The organism is Pseudomonas sp. RA_15y_Pfl2_54 (assembly GCF_963971015.1).
In the GTDB taxonomy this organism is placed as follows: Bacteria; Pseudomonadota; Gammaproteobacteria; order Pseudomonadales; family Pseudomonadaceae; genus Aquipseudomonas; species Aquipseudomonas baetica_A.
Genome location: NZ_CAXAPN010000007.1, coordinates 186,786 through 205,660, shown reverse-complemented (window position 1 = coordinate 205,660; position 18,875 = coordinate 186,786). Strand labels below are relative to the sequence as shown.

Here is an 18,875-nt window from a genome sequence, read left to right as displayed (position 1 = left end):
TACGACGCCTACGGCAAAGTCGCCGCCATCACCCTGGCTGGCGAGGACTACCTGGACCAGCCGCTGCGGTTTCAGGGTCAGTATTTCGATGGGGAAAGCGGGCTGCATTACAACCGGCACCGGTATTACGACCCACGGCTGGGCAGGTATCTGACACCGGACCCGGTGAAGTTGGCGGGTGGGTTGAATCAGTATCGGTATGTGCCGAATCCGACGGGGTGGGTGGATCCGTTGGGGTTGAGTTCCAATTGTCCGCCGCCGAAGAAGCCGGGTTGTACGGTGCCGGGTGATGTAAGTGGAGCTAAGGTCAATGAAGGTGAGCCAGCGCTGCCGAAGATGACAGCGCAGGAGCGGAGGGCGAGGATTGATGAACTGGCGGAGGAAAATGCGAAGCGTGAAGTTTTGAAGCTGGAGAAAAAGTACAAAATGCATACCGTCGCGAAGCATAACCCGGAGATACCGGACAAGGCGCTGAAGCAGAGATCCATTGACGGTAGTCATCCGACAAAAAAAGGAGTGAAGGAAGGTGTTAATTCAAGCTCTCAATTTAAGAGCTGGTTGCTTCAGCTTCATGCGATTAATGATGCTATTTCCCGAATGAGTCGAAAGCCACCAGCACCTACTGGATTTACAAAGACAGGTGATCCAGTTGTAAGGAAGGAAATGCCAAATGGTGGTAGAGGATATAAGCCGAATAAAAAGGATAAACAAAATCCAAAATATATTGATGAATTAAATTACTCAGAAATACGGTTTGATAGTAAAGATATTAAGAAGCCTTATACAGCATTCCCAGATTAAGGTAGTCATTATGTTGAAGTGGCCAGAGTTCGATTTTCCATTTGTTCCTCAGCTATCTTACTGGCTTGGAGGGATAGAGATATATGATCGTGAAGAAACTTTAGGGGTTTTATTGTCAGCCTATGATCCTAATAAACACTCCGATAGAGAGGTGGTAATAAAGGAGTTTATTCTCAAGAATTTCCCCGGATTCACATATAGACATAAGTTTTTGATGGTGAAGGTTCTTGAGGATGCTTTGAACTCACCCGGATTTAATTTTTCAGAGCAGTTTGAGGATGACTACGACTCAAACACCAGCGTTGCATGGGGTGAAATGATGGTGAATGATCCGCGCGAATTTTTTGAAGATATATATAAATTAGCCAGTGAGCAGTGGAGTGAAGATATAGACAAGGCAAGGGCGGAGAATCAGTCGACTTGGTGATTATTTACGAGCCTTAAACCTGATTGTCTGGGCAGACCTCTTCGCGAGCAAGCCCGCTCCCACAGGGATTTTTGTTGTTTGGGAGTTAGCGTTGGCCGATTAGTTGTGGAGGATGTAGATCGGACGCAGTGAGGCTATCAATCACATGCACGCTATACCCCGGAACATTCTTCGCATGATGCTTGGCCTGCGATGCCATTTCCGCGAGTTGACTAGCATCGAGTTGTGCGCAGGCTTCGGGGTGTAGATGCACGACGCCGATGGACAGCGACAACAGCGGAAACTCCTGCCGCACCCCTTGGCGATTCGGTGCGATGAAACAGCCAGCTTCGAGGTGTTCGGGGCGATAGAAGCGCCGGCATTGGCTCTGGAAATCATCGAGCAGTTGATTGAGGCGTTTGCGCCAATCCTCGGGGCCAAGGACCAGGAGGAAGTCGTCGCCGCCAATATGGCCGACGAAGTCGCGCGACGGGTCGACGCGCTCGTTTAGGCATTGCGCCAGACACAACAGGACTTCGTCACCGCGCCCATAGCCATAAATGTCGTTGAAGGGTTTGAAGCTGTCGATGTCGACGTAGCAGATGACCGACTCGCGGCCCTGTTGCAGCAGGCGCGTCAGGCATTGCTGGATCGGCACGTTGCCGGGCAGCAGGGTCAGCGGGTTGGCGTAGCGGGCTTGCTGGATTTTCAGTTCGGTGATCAGTTTGAGTACGTCGATCACGCGGCCGAGGCCGAGGTAGCTGCCGTTGAGCGTGATGATGAAGTCTTCTTCGATGCGCTGACGGGCACGGCTGGTGATCAGGCGGCTGACCTGTTGCAGCGACTGGCTCATCTCCACGGCCAGGAAGTCGTCGTTCATCAGTCGGCTGATGGGTTTGCGTGCGAACAGGTCGGTGGCGAACGGTTTGAGCAGAGCATCCGAGAGGGAATGACGATGGACGATGCCGCACGGTTGGCCTTGTTCGTCGAGTACTGCCAGTGAGTTGAGGTTGGCTTGGCGACGGAAGGCTTCCAGCACGGTGGCGGTGGGTGTGTCGCGCGGTACGGCCGATTGGTCGTTGAGCAGGGCGCTGAGGTCGCTGCCTTCGTCGTTCAGCGCGACGGCGCTGCTGTCGTGCTTGGGCATCAAGGCGCGGGCATCTCGAGGCGGGTGCTCCTGTGGACGTCCCAGCAAGTAACCCTGCACCAGATCGACCCCCATCTCTGTCAACACTGCCAGCTCTTCCGGCAGTTCGATGCCTTCGGCGATGACTTGTGCCCGGGATGCTTTGGCGATTTGCAGGATCGAGCCGACGAACTCACGCTTCAACGCGTCCTGATGTATGCCATCGATAAAGTGCCGGTCGATCTTCACGTAATCCGGACGCAGTTCCGACCATAGACGCAGGCTGGAATACCCGGCACCGAGGTCATCCAGTGCAATCGAAAACCCCATCGCCCGATAGTGATGCAAAGCGGTTTGCAGCAACTGGAAGTCATCGATCGGGGTTTGTTCAGTGAGTTCTATCACCACCTGACTCGGCGGGATGCCGAAGTCTTGCAGCAATTGCAGTGTCCGCCCTGGCTGATGCGCTGCTTCGAGCAAGGACTCCGGCGAGACATTGAGAAACAGCTTGCCCGGTAATTGCTGCTCGTTGAAGCGACGGCAAGCGCTTTGTCGGCAGGCGATTTCCAGTTCGCTTAGACGACCGGCCTGACGCGCCACTGCGAACAACGCGATAGGTGAGTGAAGAGGGCTGTTGGACGGACCACGGGTGAGGGCTTCGTAGCCAAGGATACGTCGCTCGGAAAGGCAAATGATCGGCTGGAACAGGCTGTTTAAACCGCTTTGAGTCAGGATCGAGCTCAAGGCACTCAGCTGTTCGGTCGTGGTCATGGCGATCTCTGGCGATAAAAAAGGACTGGGAGCGTTCTCGGTGAAGAGAGTGGCTCCCAGTCCTTTATTGCACGACAGAATGATGACTGTTTGATGACGATCCGGGGATCGTCAGCATTAAATTGCCATCACCTTACTTCTTCGCCACCTGATTGCTCAGCTTCAGGTAATCCAGCAGAACCCGGCCGGTCTCGGCCAGATAGGCGTCGTCTTCCGGTTTGACTTTGTCCGGATCGGCTGCGGCGAGAGCGTCTTCGTCTTCTTTCTTCAGCTCTTTGAGCGGTTCTTCGCCCTTGGCCTTGCGACGGATGTTCTCCATCACCAATTGCTTGGCATCGATGTCGGCATGCTGGGCGCGGCGCTCGGTCTCGTTGAGGCTGACGGTTTTCTCCTCCATCAGCTTCTGTGCCAGTGCCAGCTTGTCGCGGATGAACACGAACTCGGCGTCTTTTGCAGAGCGGGTATCATGCTCGGACTTGAGTCGCACCAGGTAGGGCTTGAACGGATCGGCCGCCGGTTTGATTGCTGCCTTGATGGTGTCCCATGGCATGGCTTCCGGCAGAGCACTCTCGCCGATTTCCTTGGTGTCGATCAGCGACGGGTAGTCGATGTCCGGCAGTACGCCCTGATGCTGGGTGCTCTGGCCGGAAACCCGGTAGAACTTGGCCAGGGTCAGTTTCAGTTCGCCGTGGTTGAGCGGCTGAATGGTCTGCACGGTGCCTTTGCCGAAGGTCTGGCCACCGATGATCAGCGCGCGGTGATAGTCCTGCATGGCACCAGCGAAGATCTCCGAAGCCGATGCGGACAGGCGGTTGACCAGCAGCGCCATCGGGCCTTTGTAGAAGGCACCCGGGTTTTCATCCTCAAGCACGTCGACGCGGCCATCGGCGTTACGCACGAGTACGGTCGGGCCCTTGTCGATGAACAGGCTGGTCAGCTCGGTGGCTTCCTGCAGAGAGCCGCCGCCGTTGTTGCGCAGGTCGATGACCACGCCGTCAACTTTGTCTTTCTGCAACTCGGTCAGCAGTTTCTTGACGTCGCGGGTGGTGCTCTTGTAGTCCGGATCACCGGCACGGAACGCCTTGAAGTCGAGGTAGAAGGCCGGGATCTCGATGACCCCAAGCTTGTAGTCCTTGCCGTCCTGTTTCAGATGGAGGATGGACTTCTTCACGGCCTGATCTTCGAGCTTCACCGCTTCACGGGTGATCGAGACGATCTTGGTGGTCTGGTCGTTCGGCGCATTGCTCGCCGGAATCACTTCCAGGCGCACCACGGTGCCTTTCGGGCCGCGGATCAGTTTGACCACTTCGTCCAGACGCCAGCCGACCACGTCGACCATCTCTTTGTTGCCCTGCGCAACGCCGATGATTTTGTCGGCCGGTGCGACTTGCTTGGTCTTGTCGGCAGGGCCTGCCGGCACCAGGCGCACGACTTTCACTTGATCGTTGTCGCTCTGTAACACTGCACCAATGCCCTCGAGGGACAGGCTCATGTTGATGTCGAAGTTTTCCGCGTTATCCGGCGACAGATAGTTGGTGTGCGGATCGTAAGACATGGCGAAGGTGTTGATGTACGCCTGGAAGATGTCTTCCGGACGGGTCTGGTCCAGGCGCGCCAACTGGTTCTTGTAGCGCTTGGTCAGGGTTTCCTGGATCTGCTTCGGCTCTTTGCCGGCGATCTTCATCCGCAGGACTTCGTCCTTGACGCGTTTGCGCCACAGGTCGTCGAGTTCTGCTGTGGATTTGAGCCAAGGGGCGTCCTTGCGATCGATCTGCAAGGTTTCCTTGGTGGTGAAGTCCATCTTGTCGACGCCTTTGTTCAGCTCGGCAAGCGCGAAGTCCAGACGCGCCTTGACGCGGTCCAGATAGCGCTTGTAGATGGTGAACCCGGCGTTGAGGTCGCCGCTTTTGAGGAAGTCGTCGAACTGGGTCTTCCACTTGTCGAATTCGGCGATGTCGCTGGCCATGAAGTAGCTGCGCGATGGGTCCAGCAGCTTGAGATAGCTCTCGTAGATGATCACCGAGCGCGCGTCGTCCAGCGGCGGCTTGCTGTAGTGGTGGCGCTTGAGCAACTCGACGACGTTCAGGCTGGCGATGACCTCATCGCGATCAGGCTGCAACTTGTCCCAGCTGTTGGCTGCGAAGGTATTGCCCGACACCGGCAACAGGCCGATACCGATAAAAAGAGCGAGGGCGGTGCTGGGGAGCAAATGCTTCATGCTGATTCGACGCGGGGACAATTGATAACGCATATTAGGCCGTCTTTGAAGTCGCCGGATCTACAAGAGCCGGTCGCATAATGCAAAAAGCCCGGCGCTACAGCTTCGGGCTCAGTCCAGACTCACTATGGAGGCACTGTGAAGGCATTGCAAGGCGTTGAAGGTCAAGTGGTATGGGTTGAAGAGGCGAGTCCTACGTGCGATGTAGGACAAGTTCGCATCCGAGTGGCGGCAGCCGGCCTTAATCGTGCCGACTTATTGCAAAAGGCAGGGCTTTATCCGCCGCCGCCAGGGGCCAGCCGAGTGCTGGGTCTTGAGTGCTCCGGGGTCATCAGCGAGGTCGGTGCGGGCAGTTCGTGGCAGGTCGGTGATCGTGTCTGCGCCTTGTTGGCTGGGGGCGCGATGGCCGAAGAGGTGGTGGTCGACGGGCGTCACGTATTGCCGGTACCCGAGGGTGTTTCGCTGGTCGAGGCCGCGGCATTGCCCGAGGTTTACGCAACCGTCTGGTTGAATGTGTTTCAACTTGCGGCGCTCAAACCGGGTGAGAAAGTTCTCTTGCACGCCGGGGCAAGTGGAATTGGTTCAGCCGCTATTCAGCTGTGCAAGGCGTTTGGCAACCCATGTTGGGTCAGCGTCGGCTCGACCGAGCGTTTGGCTTACTGTGAGGCGCTGGGGGCCCAGGGCGGGGTGGTGCGTACCGATGATCTGGAAAGCCTGAGCGACTTCGGTCCGTTCGATGTGATCCTCGATCCGGTGGGCGGCAATTACTCTGCGCTGAATCTCAAGTTGATGGCATTGGATGGGCGTTGGGTGTTGATCGGTTTGATGGGCGGCCGTGAGGCGAAACTGGACCTGGCGCAAGTGCTGGCCAAACGCGTGCAACTGCTGGGCTCGACATTGCGCAGCCGTGACGATCAGTTCAAGGCCGATCTGTTCAGTGACCTGAGCCAGCATGTATGGCCATTGTTCGCTGAAGGGCGGTTGAGTCCGCAGTTGGCCAAGGCCTTCCCGGTGAAAGATGCCGAGGCGGCGTTTGCCGAGCTGGCGAGCAATACCGTTTCCGGGAAACTGGTCTTGGTGATTGATGACAGTCTGAGCTGACACCACTTAACCATTGTGGGAGCGGGCTTGCTCGCGAAAGCGCAGTGTCGGTCGATAGATTATTGACTGATCCACCGCCTTCGCGAGCAAGCCCGCCCCCACATTTGGATCTATGTTTACTTCCAGAGATGAATTGGCCAGCCGGCCTTTTCGGCGTGTTCAAGCAACACCGGATCGGGGTTGACCACATGTGGGAAATCCACCTTCAGCAACAACGGCAGATCATTGCGTGAGTCGGAATAAAAACTCGCACCCTCCAGATTCTCTTCTTCAGCATCCAGCCATTCCAGCAATCGTGTGATCTTGCCTTCGCGGTAGGTCAGGGTTCCGACGGTCTGGCCGCTGTATACGCCATGCGCCAGTTCCAGTTCGATGCCTAGAATCTCGTCGATGCCCAGTCGATCAGCAATTGGTTTGACCAGATGGGTGCCCGACGCCGAGATCACCAGAATCCGGTCGCCCGCCTTGCGATGGGCGGCGATGGTTTTGGTGGCGTCACTGAAAATGATCGGCTCGATGAAGTCTTCCACCCACGGGCCAACCAGATGTTCGACTTCTTCCGGCGAACGGCCGATCAACGGCTCCAGGCTGAACGCCATGTAGTCTTCCATGCGCAGTTTGCCATGGCTGTAGGCGTCCATCAGTTCGTTGTTCTTGCGCATGAACGACTCGGGATCGACCCAGCCCAAACGGCCCATCTGCTCACTCCAGAGGGTGGCGCAGTCGCCGTGGATCAGGGTTTCGTCCAGATCAAAAATTGCCAGGGCCATCAGTGCAGTTCTCTCTTCAACTTCAGCGAAGTCATCAGGCTACCTCACACAGGGCCGTCGGATCGATGGAAAGCGCCAGACGCTGACCGTCCGGGTGCAGATCGGCCGCCGAGCGGTTGAGTACATCCACCACCAGTTCGACGCCACGGGCTTCGATCCGATAACGGATGACATTGCCGAGCAGGCTGTGGCTGCGGATCTGTGCGTCGAGTTCGCCATTGAGGCTCAGTTCGATGGCTTCCGGGCGAATCGCGATGCGGTGGTGGATCGGCCGTTGCAGCAGTTTCGAGGCGCTGTCAGCATCGAGCAGATTGTAGTTGCCGATGAAGCCGGCGGCGAACAGATCGACCGGCGCGGTGTACAGGGTTTCGGCGTCGCCGCTCTGGACGATTTTCCCCTGGTTCATCAGGAAAATCCGGTCAGACATGGTCAGGGCTTCTTCCTGATCGTGGGTGACGAAGATCGTGGTCAGGCCGAGTTCGCGCTGGATCTGACGGATCTGTTCGCGCAGGTGTTTGCGAATGCGCGCATCAAGGGCTGACAGCGGTTCATCCAGCAGCAACAGGCGAGGGCGAGTGACCAGCGAGCGGGCGAGGGCGACACGCTGACATTGGCCTCCGGACAATTGATGCGGATAGCGGCGGGCAAAGTCGTTCAACTCAACAAGTTTCAACACTTCGGTGACGCGCTTGTGGCTGTCGTCGGCATTGACCTTTTGCATGCGCAAACCAAAAGCGACGTTTTGTTCCACGGTCATGTTGGGGAACAGCGCGTAGCTTTGAAACACCATGCCGATTCCGCGTTTCTGTGGGCTCAGCGGCACGATATCGACGCCATCGAGCAGGATCTTGCCGGCATCGACCGGCGTCAGGCCGGCGATGCAACGCAGCAGCGTGGATTTGCCGCAACCGGACGGGCCGAGCAGGGTGACGAATTCGCCCTTGTTGATTTCGCAGTTGATGTCGCTGAAAACCGTGGTGCCAGAATAGTTTTTCTGCAGATGTTGGACGCTGACATAGCTCATTGGCTTTTGTCCTTGTTCAAGATGTTGGCGATCCAGGTCAGGACCAGCACGAAAAAGAAATACGAGATGACCAGCGCACTGGTGAAGTGGCCGCTGCTGTTGCGCATGTTGTTGAGGTAAACCTGCAGGGTTTCGTAGCGCGTGCCGACGAGGATGTTGGCGAACACGAACTCGCCGAACAGGAACGAGAACGACAGCAACAAGGCCACCATCAGCCCTTTACGCAGATTGGGCAGCACCACCAGAAACGCCGCCTGAAAGGTGCTTGCACCGAGCAGTTGTGCGGCGTCCATCAGGTCGCGCAGGTTGATCGCTTGCAGGTTGTTGGTAATCGCCCGGTACATGAACGGCAGTGCCACGGTGAAGTAGCAACCGATCAGAATCCAGGGCGTGCCGACCATCGCCATTGGCCCGGAACCGTACAACTGCAACAAGCCGACCGAGGACACCACGGGAGGCACCGCGAAGGGCAGCAGGATCAGGATGTTCATCAGGGCATCGAGTTTCGGAAAGTGGTAATGCACCACAAACAGCAGCGGCAGAATCAGCACCACCGACAGCACCAGCGCGCCGACACACACCAGCAATGATTGACCGAACGCGTGCAGGAAACGCGGATCGCTCCACAACTGGATGTACCACTTGAAGGTGAAACCGCTGGGCAGGATCGTCGCCGACCAACTGCTGGCGATCGAGTAGACCAGCGTTCCGGCGAGCGGCAGCAACAGAATGGCAAACAACAGGTAGACCACGACGCGGTGGTAGAGACCGGCCGGGCCGGATTCAGCGCGAGACATGGTAGCTCCTCTTCAGCAGCAGTTGATGCACGACGGTGACGATGGTCATCAGCGCTATCAGCACCACGGCCAGCGCACTGGCCAGATTGGGATCGAGCGAAATATCGCCGGAGACCATCGCCGCGATGCGGATCGGCAGCACGTTGAAGTTACCGGTGGTCAGGGCGTAAACCGTGGCGTAGGCGCCAAGGGCATTGGCCAGCAGGATCACGAACGTGCCAAGCAGCGCCGGGGTCAGCACCGGCAGACCGATGTGTCGCCAGAACTGCCAGCCGTTGGCGCCCAGCAGCGAAGCCGACTCGCGCCAGTCTTCACGCAAGGCGTCGAAGGCTGGGTAGAGCAGCAGTACACCGAGAGGAATCTGGAAGTAGGTGTACAGGATGATCAGCCCGGTTTTCGAGTACAGATTGAAGTCTTGAATGATTCCGGTCTGCTTCAACATCAGGGTGATGCTGCCGTTGAAACCGAGCAGGATGATGAACGCGAAGGCCAGAGGCACGCCGGCAAAGTTGCTGGTCATGTTGGCAAAGGCATTGACGAAATTGCGCAGTTTCGAGTCGACCTGGCGCAGGGAGTACGCTCCGAGCACGGCGATGATGATGCCGAATACGCTCGACCAGAAACTGATCTCAAGGCTGTACTGGATCGCCTGTCGATAGAACTTCGAACTGAAGATTTTGGTGAAGTTTTCCAGGCCCCAACCAAACTCTTCCGATTGCAGACTGTTGATCATCACCCAGACCAGCGGGGCGATTTCGAACACGATGAAGAACACTGCGAAAGGCACCAGGCACAGCGCAGCCAGCCATTTACCACGATTCATCGCGTTCACTTGAATAACTCCCGGCAGACGGGTTTGTCGTGGGGCACGCCGAGCAGTTCGCAGACGGTGCCGCAAATGTCGGTCTGCTTTGGCGCAGCGGCAGCGTTGAGGCTGAAGGCGTCGCCGAGGACGAACAGCGGCACTTGGCGTTCTTCCGGGAGCAAACCGTTGTGCGAGCGATCGTTGTTCATGCCGTGGTCGGCGGTCACCAGCACTTGATAACCGGCATCGAGCCAAGCCTGCAGATAATCGGCGAGGATGATGTCCGCCGAGCGCGCGCTGTTGCGGTATTGCGGGGTGTCGAGGCCGTGCTTGTGGCCGGCGTCGTCAATGTTCATCGGATGGATCAACAGGAAGTTCGGCGCGTGGCGCAGGCGCAGGTTTTCGGCGTCGGCGAACAGGTGCGAATCCGGATAGTGATCGTTCCAGTAGAAATGCCCATGCTGGATCGGCAGCGATGGATCGTCTGTGTGACGGTCACGGGCGGCCTCGAACGGCGAGCGGTTGTACAGCTCACTGACCCAGTGATAGGCCGCGGCGGCGGTTTTCAGGCCGGCGTCGCGAGCATAGTGATAGATGCTGCGCTGATTGGACAGGCGCGAGACGTTGTTATGGACGATGCCGCTGTCGATGGGCGGCACGCCGGTGAGGATGCATTCATAAAGCGGTCGGGACAGGGCCGGCAACTCGCACTCCAACTGGTAGAGCGCGGCGCGTCCTGCGCCAACGTAAGCTTGCAGATGCCCCATGGCGTGACGTGCGACCTCGTAGTTGAGACCGTCGAGCACGACAAGGATGACGTTGTGCTTCATAGGGGCAAAAACTCCGCGAAATTTTCCAAAACTCTCAATCAACTCGATCCACTCCCACAGCTGGATCCCTGGTGGGTCCAGCTGTGGTGAGCTTCAGGGTTATTTCATCTCTACGATGACTTCTTCGTTCCACTTCTGCGGCAGGGATTTGGAGGTTTTTTCCCACGCATCGGCGTCTTTGATCGGGGTGACGTTTTTGTACTGCTCGTTCGGCAGCAGTTTGGCTTTCACGTCTTCGGGCAGTTGCAGGTGTTCGGCGCGGATCGGACGGGCGTTGCCGCGAGCGAGGTTGGTCTGGCCGGCGTCGCTGAAAATGTATTCGCGGGTCAGCTTGGCGGCGTTCGGGTTTTTCGCGTACTTGTTGATGATCGTGGTGTAGCCGGAAATCACCGAGCCGTCAGACGGGATCAGCACCACGTAGTCATCCGGGTTGGCCATCTTGGCCTTGTAGCTCAGGCCGTTGAAGTCCCAGACCACGCCGACTTCGATTTCGCCTTTTTCCATGGTGGCGATGGTCGGGTTGGCCATCGACAAACGACCTTGCTTGGCGATGTCTGCGAACATCAGCAGGGCAGGCTGGATGTTTTTCTCGTCGCCGCCGTTGGCCAGTGCCGCAGCCAGTACACCGTTGGCCGCTTGTGCAGCGGTGCTCACGTCGCCGATGGACACCTTGTATTTGCCGCCCTTGAGGTCAGCCCATTTGGTCGGCACTTCGGAGCCGTGCAGCAACTTCTTGTTGACGATAAACGCGATGGTGCCGGTGTAGGCCAGTGCCCAGTTGCCGTCCTTGTCCTTGGCCCATGCAGGCACTTGATCCCAGGTGCTTGGCTTGTAAGGTTGCACTACGCCTTGCTTGACCGCGATCGGGCCGAAGGCAGCACCGACGTCGCCGATGTCAGCGCTGGCGTTGTCTTTTTCGGCGGCGAATTTGGCGATTTCCTGGGCCGAGCTCATGTCGGTGTCGATGTGTTTCAGACCGTAGGTCTTGGCCAGGTCTTCCCAGGTGCCTTTCCAGTTGGCCCAGTCATCGGGCATGCCGACGCTGTTGACGGCGCCTTCCGCTTTCGCAGCGGCTTCGAGGGTTTTCAGGTCGGTGTCGGCCGCCATGGCGGCTGTACACATTGCGATGGTCGAGCCTAACAGTGTTGCCAGGAAAAGCTGTTTCATTACGAAGCTCCTTGGTCGTGTTCAACGCTGCGATTGCGGTTTGTGTTGGTCTAGGTCAGCAATACCTGAGCCAATTTAAGGGTGCTGGATGACACTTTGATGTCGATGGCCTTGCGCAAGACCCTTTATTTGCCCTGGATCGGCGAGTGCCAAGTAAGCGTAGACCATGCTCAAAGCCCCGCAGGGCAGGGAAACTGGCCGGTGTATTGCAAGTCGTGAGAGCGACCGCTGGGCAGTTTTGTCATCTCTCGGTCATCTGCACTGCCTAGGCTTGCTACACACTCAAACGGTTCATTGGCCGTTCGGTTTTGCCCCGAAACAGTGCTGGTCTAGTCCAGATAGGTAACGTTGATGCGCGATGAGGCAACAAAAGCGGTGACAGCCATTGGGCAAATCCTGCAGGAGCAGCTCGACCACGGGCTGTTGGCTCCCGGCAGCAAGTTGCCGGCCGAGCGCAAGCTTAGTGAGTTGTTCGGCACGACCCGCATTACGGTGCGTGAGGCCTTGTTGCAATTGGAGGCGCAGGGGCAGATTTATCGTGAGGAGCGGCGTGGCTGGTTCGTCTCGCCGCCGCGTCTGGCGTACAACCTGATGCAGCGCAGCCACTTTCACGCGATGGTCAGTGCGCAGGGGCGGGTGCCGTCGACCGAGGTGATTTCGGCACGACTGCAGCCGGCGTCGGCGGCGGTATGTGCGTGGTTGCAGTTACCGGCGCTGTCGAGCGTGATTCAGATTTGCCGGTCGCGGCGCATTGATGGGCGGTTGGTGCTTTATGTGGAGCACTATTTGAACCCGCGGTTTTTTCCGGGAATCCTTGAGTTCGATTTGAATCAGTCGATTACCGAGTTGTATGCGCGGCATTACGATTTGCACTATGGACGGGTGCGCTTCGAGATTGTGCCTACGTCGTTGTCTGTTGATGCGGCGGCGGCTTTGAAGGTGTCGGTGGGGAGCCCGGGGCTGCGGATTGCTCGGGTCAATTATGACCAGCATGAGCGCTTGATTGATTGTGATCTGGAGTTTTGGCGCCATGATGCGATTCACGTCGGTGTTGATGTGGTTTGATCTTGGCGGCCTCTGGGCCGATCAGGTTCTTGTTGATGGGGTGAATATCCGGTGCTTAAGCGCTATTCCTTCGGCTGACCACCGCCGGCAGTGATCACTTGCACGCTCATCCGCGGCGTCGCCAGATCCAGTCCTGCCTCATCCAGATGTCGCTTGAGCGACAGGTTGAAGGCTCGGGAAACTTCCCACTGTTTGATCGGCGCGGTCTTGAAGCGGGCGCGCAGAATCGCGCTGCCGGATTCGAAACTTTCCACACCTTGAATTTCCAGTGGCGACCAGATGTTGCGGCGTTGCAGCGGGTCGGTGCGCATTTTCTGGCCGACTTCGCGCATCAGCTTGATCGCGTCGTCGATTTCCATGTTGTACGGCACTGCCACGCGGAAGATCGCGTAGCCGAATTCCCGCGAATAGTTCTTGATGCTTTTGATTTCGCTGAACGGGATGGTGTGGACGATGCCGTCAATGTCACGCAGGCGCACGGTGCGGATGGTCAGGCCTTCGACGGTGCCGAGGTGACCGCCGACATCCACGTAATCATCGATGGCCAGGGAGTCTTCGATGATGATGAACAGGCCGGTGATCAAATCTGCCACCAGCGACTGTGCACCGAAACCGATGGCCAGACCGATCACACCGGCACCGGCCAGCAGTGGCGTGACGTTCATGCCCATGTTCGCCAGGGCGACGATCAGCGCAATGATGAAAATCGTGATGAACAGGACGTTGCGGATCAGCGGCATCATGGTTTGCGCGCGTGCGTTGGCCAGACTTTTGCGCGAGCGCGTGAGGGCGTGGTGCACGGCGGTGTCGCTGAGTATCCAGATCAGCCAGGCGAAGATCAGCGTGCCGATCAGGCTGAACAGTTTGACGCTGATATCGTGACCTTCGCCCTCGGTGAAACCGATCAGCGACATGCCCCAGACGCGCAGCCCCAGCTCAATGAACACCAGCCACACGAGCAGGTGGGCGAGGGTGTAGAAAAAGCTCTTCAAGCGATCGGAATACAACGCATGGCGTTTCGGCCCGCGTGGGGGTTTGAGCGAATGGCGGCGCACCAGCCCGTTGATGACCATGCACAACACCAACAGCACGGTGCAGAGCAGCGACTGGCGCAGCGCGGTACTGGTGTCACCGGCGGAGACGAAAGTGGCGAACAGCGAGATGCCGACCAGCACCAGTGCTGGCACGTACCAGAAGGTACCGAGGATTTCGATGGTGTCGCTCAGGGCACGGCGGGTCAGGCGGCGTGACAGCGGTTGGTTGCGAATCAGGTGCGCGATCGGCCGGCGGAAACGCAGGATGAATAACCCGGTAGAGAGTGCCGCAAGGACATTGGTAACCGTTGCAGCGGTATGCGCAAGATGCACGCCGAGACTCTCGATCAGGCGCGGATCGTTCAGCGCTTCGCCGAAGGCGGCGAAGCTGCCGATCAGCCACAGTGGCCGAAACGCCTGATGGCGCAGGATGTACAACGCGCGATGACGGTGCGGACCGTCGAGCACGGAAAAAGCGATCACGCAGATCGCCGAGAAACAGGTGCCGACCACCAGCGCATAGGCCAACACCATCGCCAGACTTTTGCCCAGTGACGATGGCAGGGCGTAGCTCATGTAGACGGTAATGACCAATGCAATCAGCCATGGCCCGAGTTTGCGCAGTGCGAAGCGCAGCATGTCGAGGGCCTTGGGATGCTGTGGCAGTTCTTCGGTGAGACCGAAACGCATGCGTACCCGATGACCGAGCCAGATCAGCGCGGCGGCGAGCAGACTCCAGAGCATCAGAATCACGGCGAAGCCGAAGATGATCGGCAGCCATTCACTGGCCGGCAGCATCAGGGCTTTGAGCTCATCCTTGGCCAGATCGAACTCGTTGGACCAGCGGTTGACCGGGCTGTCGGCACCGGAAAACTGCTTCTCGAAATTGGCCAGTGTGCCGCCGATCAACCCGAGTACGCCTTCTTCGGGAGAGGCTTGGGCTTTTTTCGTGGCATCGCGCAATTTCTTCAAATCGCTCAGCAACTGCGCACGTTGCTTGTCGTTTTCCAGCGACCTGATGACTTCGTCCAGCGACTGGTCGAGCGGTTCCTGAGCTTCGGGTTGGGCCTTGGTGGTGTTGAGCAGGCCCGGCAGACCGACCGCTTGCGCCGGTGCCATGGGCAGTAGCGTCATCAGGCAAATGAACAACAGACTGGGCAAAGCAAAAAGACGAGCGAACACTAGGCGGTCAACCTCGCAAGGGGCGGATTCGCTGGAGTGTACGAGGGCGCATTACTCAATGCGAGCCGGACGCGGATTTATTCGTTGAGTTTGGCGAGGATCTTGTAAACCACGGTGGCGAGGATCATCAGCATGCCGACCCACATCGCGAACACACCCATGTTCTTGTCGCGGAAGTTGAAGCCGACGGCCAGCAGAATCATTGCGCACAGGATGGGAATGAGCATGGCGTGGAAGGAGGACATTGAGATCATGGTGACTGCCTTGTCGGAGGGGATGATTCAAGTCTAGGTCGGTTTTGTTTGAGTCGGGGTGATGTGAGTCAGAATTGAGTCGCAGCAAGGAAAAGTCGGTATTCCCCGAACTGGCGCTTTCGCGAGCAAGCCCGCTCCCGCATTTGAAATGCATTCCAGTGTGGGAGCGGGCTTGCTCGCGAAGCTTTTAACGCTGTTATGGCAATTCGCGGCAGGCGTAGAACGCGCTCAGCACTTTGACCAGGTGCGCCAGGTCGTGGCTGCCGCACAGTTCGCGGATCGAGTGCATGGCGAAGGTCGGCAGGCCGATATCGACCGTGCGTACGCCCAAGTGGCTGGCGGTGATCGGGCCGATAGTCGAGCCACAGCCCATGTCACTGCGCACCACGAAGCTTTGCACCGGCACTTCTTCGGCCATGCACAGATGGCGGAAGAACCCGGCGGTTTCGCTGTTGGTGGCGTAGCGCTGGTTGCTGTTGACCTTGATCACCGGGCCGGCGTTGAGTTTCGGGCCATGGTTGGCGTCGTGCTTGTCGGCATAGTTGGGGTGTACGCCGTGGGCATTATCGGCCGAGACCAGCAGGGATTTCTGAATGGTGCGAACGAACTCGTCACCTTCTGGCAACAGACGGCGCAGGGTCTGTTCCAGCATCGGGCCATCGGCGCCGCACGCCGAGCAGGAGCCGACTTCTTCGTGGTCGTTGCACACCAGCACGCAGGTTTCGTCGGTTTCGGCAGTCAGCAAGGCTTGCAGGCCGGCGTAGCACGACAACAGGTTGTCCAGGCGGGCGCCGGCAATGAAATCACCATTGAGGCCAATCACCGCAGCGCTTTGTGTGTCGTAGAAGCTCAGCTCGTAATCGAGCACCACATCGGCATTCAGACCATGTTCGCGGGTCAGTTGATCGGTCAGCACGGCGCGGAAGTCGACACGCTCGTCACCGGCAAACTGCGCGAGGATCGGCGGCAATTCGGTCTGGGCATTGATCGCCCAGCCTTGATTGGCTTCGCGGTTGAGGTGAATGGCCAGGTTGGGAATGATCGCGATCGGTGCTTTGAAGTCGATCAGCTGGCTTTCGACCTTGCCGTCGCGGCGGAAGGTCACGCGGCCGGCCAGCGACAGGTCACGGTCGAACCACGGGGCGAGCAGGGCGCCGCCGTAGACTTCGACACCCAGTTGCCAGAAACCCTGGCGCTGTAGTTCCGGTTGCGGCTTGACCCGCAGGCATGGGCTGTCGGTGTGCGCGCCGACCAGACGGATACCGCCATGCAAAGGCGAGTGGCGGCCCATTTTGATCGCGACGATCGAGGAGTCATTACGGGTGACGTAATAGCGACCGTTGGCTTCGGTGGTCCATGGCTCGCGCTCGTCGAGGCGCACAAAACCGGCGGCCTCCAGACGTTGAACAAGGCTGGCAGTGGCGTGGAACGGGGTAGGGGAGGCCTTGAGAAAGTCGATCAGGCCTTGGTTCAACTCTTCGCGCATAAGAAACTCCAGACAGCAGTGGGCGGGAGTTTAACGCATCGGCTCGGGAATTGGCGCGGACTGAAATCGATACCCGGGGGAGTAAGCCTGCTTGCAAAAGCGTCAGGTCAGTCGACGTCGATTCGACAGACACACTGCTGTCGCGAGCAAGCTTGCTCTCACAAGGGGAAGGTAGGGTTCACCGGGCGGCGGCCAGGCTGTTTTTCAGGTGGCTCATGATGATTTTTTCGTCTTCCGGTTTATTCGGACGCGGCAGCTCTTGCGGCCAGCGGTTGTGGCTCAGCAGTTTTTTCTGACGGCTTTCGTCCCAGCGCAGTATTTCCCGCGAGGCACATTCCCACCATTCGTGTCGGCATGCGCTGTAATACTGATCCTCGGGTATGGCGCTGCCATACAGCAGGTCGCGGCCGACCTTGCGCAGAGGGCCTTTGAGGTGGCGCAGTCTCCATTTGATTTTAAAGCGCTGCCAAGCGGACGGAAACGGTTTGACGCTCGGCACATCCGTACACAGATCCACCAGGCGTTGGCTGAACTGTTCACCATGTTGAGAGAAGAAGTACGCATGCATCCCATGGAAGAAGCGTTTTTCAGCGAAGTAGTGATAAACGTGTTGGCGCGCCTCCACCACCTGACGGCCACGCATGGCATACGACAGGGCGATCTGTTCGATGGTGTGGATTTCGAAGCCATCGCGGGTCCATTCATCGATCAGGCGGATCGACTCTTCGAACAGCGCCGAATCACTACAGGTCACGCCACACAAACCACTGTTGTAGAGTTTGAAACCGTTGTCCGGCGTCACTCCGTGGCTGCGTAAGTCTCGGCCCAGTTTTTGATAGGCGGTGCGCTGGTGCACATCTTTCCAGTCGTATTCGAAGCGATCCATCACCGAACGACTCGGCTCGATGAATTCGAACAGGCGGCTCGGGTGGCTGGTGAACAGCGTGTCGGTGTCGACGAACAGGGTCTTTTGCGCCCACTGCATACCGGCGGCGATGGCGCAGGCTTTGCGTCGGTGGTGATAGCCGTGAGTGCCTTGCCAGCGGGTCTGTGTCGCCTCGTCCAGCAGCACGGTGTCGACCGGCCAGTCGGCGTAGTCTTCGGGCCGATCGGTCAGAATCCTGATGGCTGGACGCTCGCCGTTTTTGGCATGGGACAGCGCGGTCAGGATGCTGAACTTGGCTTCGCGTCGGTACACATCCTGATTGCCATAGACCAGGTAAAGCAGTTGGTGGCGAACTTTTCTGAGGGAAGGCACCAAGGGATCAATGCAATTCATTCGAAACTAAATCCTTGTCTTAACTACAGCACTGGTACTCAAACAGTACTTAGAACGGTGCCGGGCACTCGAAGCGCAGACGTTCGCCCGTTTGCGGATGGGTGAAGCTGAGCATGCTGGCGTGCAGGCACAGGCGTGGCCAGGCGGCCAGGGCTTGCTCATGTGCGTAGAGGCCATCACCGAGCAGCGGGTGACCGATGGACAGCATGTGTACGCGCAATTGGTGCGAGCGGCCGGTGATTGGCGTCAGTTCGACGCGACACCAGTCGCCGCAACGTTCCAAAACGCGCCAGAAGGTCAGCGCATGTTTGCCGAATTCGTGGTCGACCACATGACGCGGCTTGGTCGGCGGGTCGTAGCGCAGCGGCAGGTCGATGCTGCCACTGTCCAGTTCCGGTTGACCCCACGCCAACGCGGTGTAGGCCTTTTCGGTTTCGCGGTCGTGAAACTGGCGCGACAGTTCGCGATGGGTGTCGGCGTCACGGGCCAGCAGAATGATGCCGGACGTTTCCCAATCCAGGCGATGGACGATGCGCGCTTCCGGGTAGCCGTTTTCCTGCAGGCGGGTAATCAGGCAGTCCTTGTTGTCATCGGCGCGACCGGGCACCGAGAGCAGCAGGGTTGGCTTGTCGACCACCAGTACGGCGGCGTCCTGATGGATGATGCGGATGTTGGACAACGGCATTAAAACAGCCTCGTAACAAATGCCAACGGCGGTTCAGGGCCATTCCACTGTCGGAATGGCCCTGAACCGCCGTC

General features: G+C 58.1%; 17 protein-coding genes. 4 read left to right on the top strand and 13 right to left on the bottom strand.

What is annotated here, in order from left to right; genetic code table 11:
• Together AACY50_RS07765 and AACY50_RS07760 are read left to right on the top strand one after the other, a co-directional pair.
• On the top strand, positions 1 to 801 hold an 801-nt coding region (locus AACY50_RS07765; protein ID WP_339538415.1), incomplete at its 5' end, for an RHS repeat-associated core domain-containing protein.
• Between the two features lie 10 nt (positions 802 to 811).
• Positions 812 to 1,228, top strand: coding sequence for a hypothetical protein (locus AACY50_RS07760; protein ID WP_339538414.1), 417 nt, complete (start codon positions 812 to 814; stop codon positions 1,226 to 1,228).
• A gap of 85 nt (positions 1,229 to 1,313) precedes the next feature.
• Here AACY50_RS07760 and AACY50_RS07755 read toward each other — a convergent pair whose 3' ends face one another.
• Both AACY50_RS07755 and AACY50_RS07750 read right to left on the bottom strand, forming a co-directional pair.
• A complete protein-coding gene (locus AACY50_RS07755; RefSeq protein WP_339466472.1) occupies positions 1,314 to 3,104 on the bottom strand; it encodes a bifunctional diguanylate cyclase/phosphodiesterase in 1,791 nt (596 codons plus the stop codon).
• Positions 3,105 to 3,237: 133 nt separating this feature from the next.
• A complete protein-coding gene (locus AACY50_RS07750) occupies positions 3,238 to 5,322 on the bottom strand; it encodes a carboxy terminal-processing peptidase (RefSeq protein WP_339433942.1) in 2,085 nt (694 codons plus the stop codon).
• A 138-nt stretch (positions 5,323 to 5,460) separates the two neighbouring features.
• Here AACY50_RS07750 and AACY50_RS07745 point away from each other — a divergent pair, with 138 nt between their 5' ends.
• Positions 5,461 to 6,423: a zinc-binding dehydrogenase gene (locus tag AACY50_RS07745; RefSeq protein WP_339538413.1), complete on the top strand. Its 963-nt coding sequence runs from the start codon at positions 5,461 to 5,463 to the stop codon at positions 6,421 to 6,423.
• 116 nt (positions 6,424 to 6,539) lie between these two features.
• On the opposite strand, the gene AACY50_RS07740 is transcribed toward AACY50_RS07745, so the two are convergent.
• The 6 genes from AACY50_RS07740 to AACY50_RS07715 all read right to left on the bottom strand — a co-directional run bounded on the left by AACY50_RS07740 (position 6,540) and on the right by AACY50_RS07715 (position 11,816).
• Positions 6,540 to 7,193 carry an HAD family hydrolase gene (locus AACY50_RS07740; protein WP_221734247.1) on the bottom strand — a complete coding sequence of 218 codons (654 nt, stop codon included), beginning with the start codon at positions 7,191 to 7,193 and terminating at the stop codon, positions 6,540 to 6,542.
• 34 nt (positions 7,194 to 7,227) lie between these two features.
• A complete protein-coding gene (locus AACY50_RS07735; protein WP_339466473.1) occupies positions 7,228 to 8,217 on the bottom strand; it encodes an ABC transporter ATP-binding protein in 990 nt (329 codons plus the stop codon).
• On the bottom strand, positions 8,214 to 9,014 hold the full coding sequence (locus tag AACY50_RS07730) for an ABC transporter permease (RefSeq protein ID WP_339433946.1): 801 nt from the start codon (positions 9,012 to 9,014) through the stop codon (positions 8,214 to 8,216). The genes AACY50_RS07735 and AACY50_RS07730 overlap by 4 nt, the downstream gene beginning before the upstream one ends.
• Positions 9,001 to 9,837, bottom strand: a complete 837-nt coding sequence (locus tag AACY50_RS07725) for an ABC transporter permease (protein ID WP_339433966.1) — start codon at positions 9,835 to 9,837, stop codon at positions 9,001 to 9,003. Before AACY50_RS07725 ends, AACY50_RS07730 begins: the two co-directional genes overlap by 14 nt.
• 5 nt (positions 9,838 to 9,842) lie before the next feature.
• On the bottom strand, positions 9,843 to 10,649 hold the full coding sequence (locus tag AACY50_RS07720; protein WP_339508407.1) for an alkaline phosphatase family protein: 807 nt from the start codon (positions 10,647 to 10,649) through the stop codon (positions 9,843 to 9,845).
• A 99-nt stretch (positions 10,650 to 10,748) separates the two neighbouring features.
• Positions 10,749 to 11,816 carry an ABC transporter substrate-binding protein gene (locus AACY50_RS07715; protein WP_221734243.1) on the bottom strand — a complete coding sequence of 356 codons (1,068 nt, stop codon included), beginning with the start codon at positions 11,814 to 11,816 and terminating at the stop codon, positions 10,749 to 10,751.
• Positions 11,817 to 12,167: 351 nt separating this feature from the next.
• On the opposite strand from AACY50_RS07715, the gene AACY50_RS07710 reads away from it, so the two are divergent.
• On the top strand, positions 12,168 to 12,881 hold the full coding sequence (locus tag AACY50_RS07710) for a UTRA domain-containing protein (RefSeq protein ID WP_339433948.1): 714 nt from the start codon (positions 12,168 to 12,170) through the stop codon (positions 12,879 to 12,881).
• A 62-nt stretch (positions 12,882 to 12,943) separates the two neighbouring features.
• Here the strand turns inward: AACY50_RS07710 and AACY50_RS07705 are convergent, their stop codons facing one another.
• The 5 genes from AACY50_RS07705 to AACY50_RS07685 all read right to left on the bottom strand — a co-directional run bounded on the left by AACY50_RS07705 (position 12,944) and on the right by AACY50_RS07685 (position 18,801).
• Positions 12,944 to 15,097 (bottom strand): mechanosensitive ion channel family protein, encoded by a 2,154-nt coding sequence (locus AACY50_RS07705; protein WP_339538412.1) that lies wholly within the window; start codon positions 15,095 to 15,097, stop codon positions 12,944 to 12,946.
• 77 nt (positions 15,098 to 15,174) lie between these two features.
• A complete protein-coding gene (locus tag AACY50_RS07700) occupies positions 15,175 to 15,351 on the bottom strand; it encodes a hypothetical protein (protein WP_339433950.1) in 177 nt (58 codons plus the stop codon).
• Between the two features lie 196 nt (positions 15,352 to 15,547).
• On the bottom strand, positions 15,548 to 16,837 hold the full coding sequence (locus AACY50_RS07695) for a M18 family aminopeptidase (RefSeq protein ID WP_339433951.1): 1,290 nt from the start codon (positions 16,835 to 16,837) through the stop codon (positions 15,548 to 15,550).
• A gap of 178 nt (positions 16,838 to 17,015) precedes the next feature.
• A complete protein-coding gene (locus AACY50_RS07690) occupies positions 17,016 to 18,116 on the bottom strand; it encodes a hypothetical protein (RefSeq protein WP_339538411.1) in 1,101 nt (366 codons plus the stop codon).
• 49 nt (positions 18,117 to 18,165) lie between these two features.
• Positions 18,166 to 18,801 (bottom strand): RluA family pseudouridine synthase, encoded by a 636-nt coding sequence (locus tag AACY50_RS07685; protein ID WP_007960625.1) that lies wholly within the window; start codon positions 18,799 to 18,801, stop codon positions 18,166 to 18,168.
• Positions 18,802 to 18,875 lie beyond the last annotated feature (74 nt).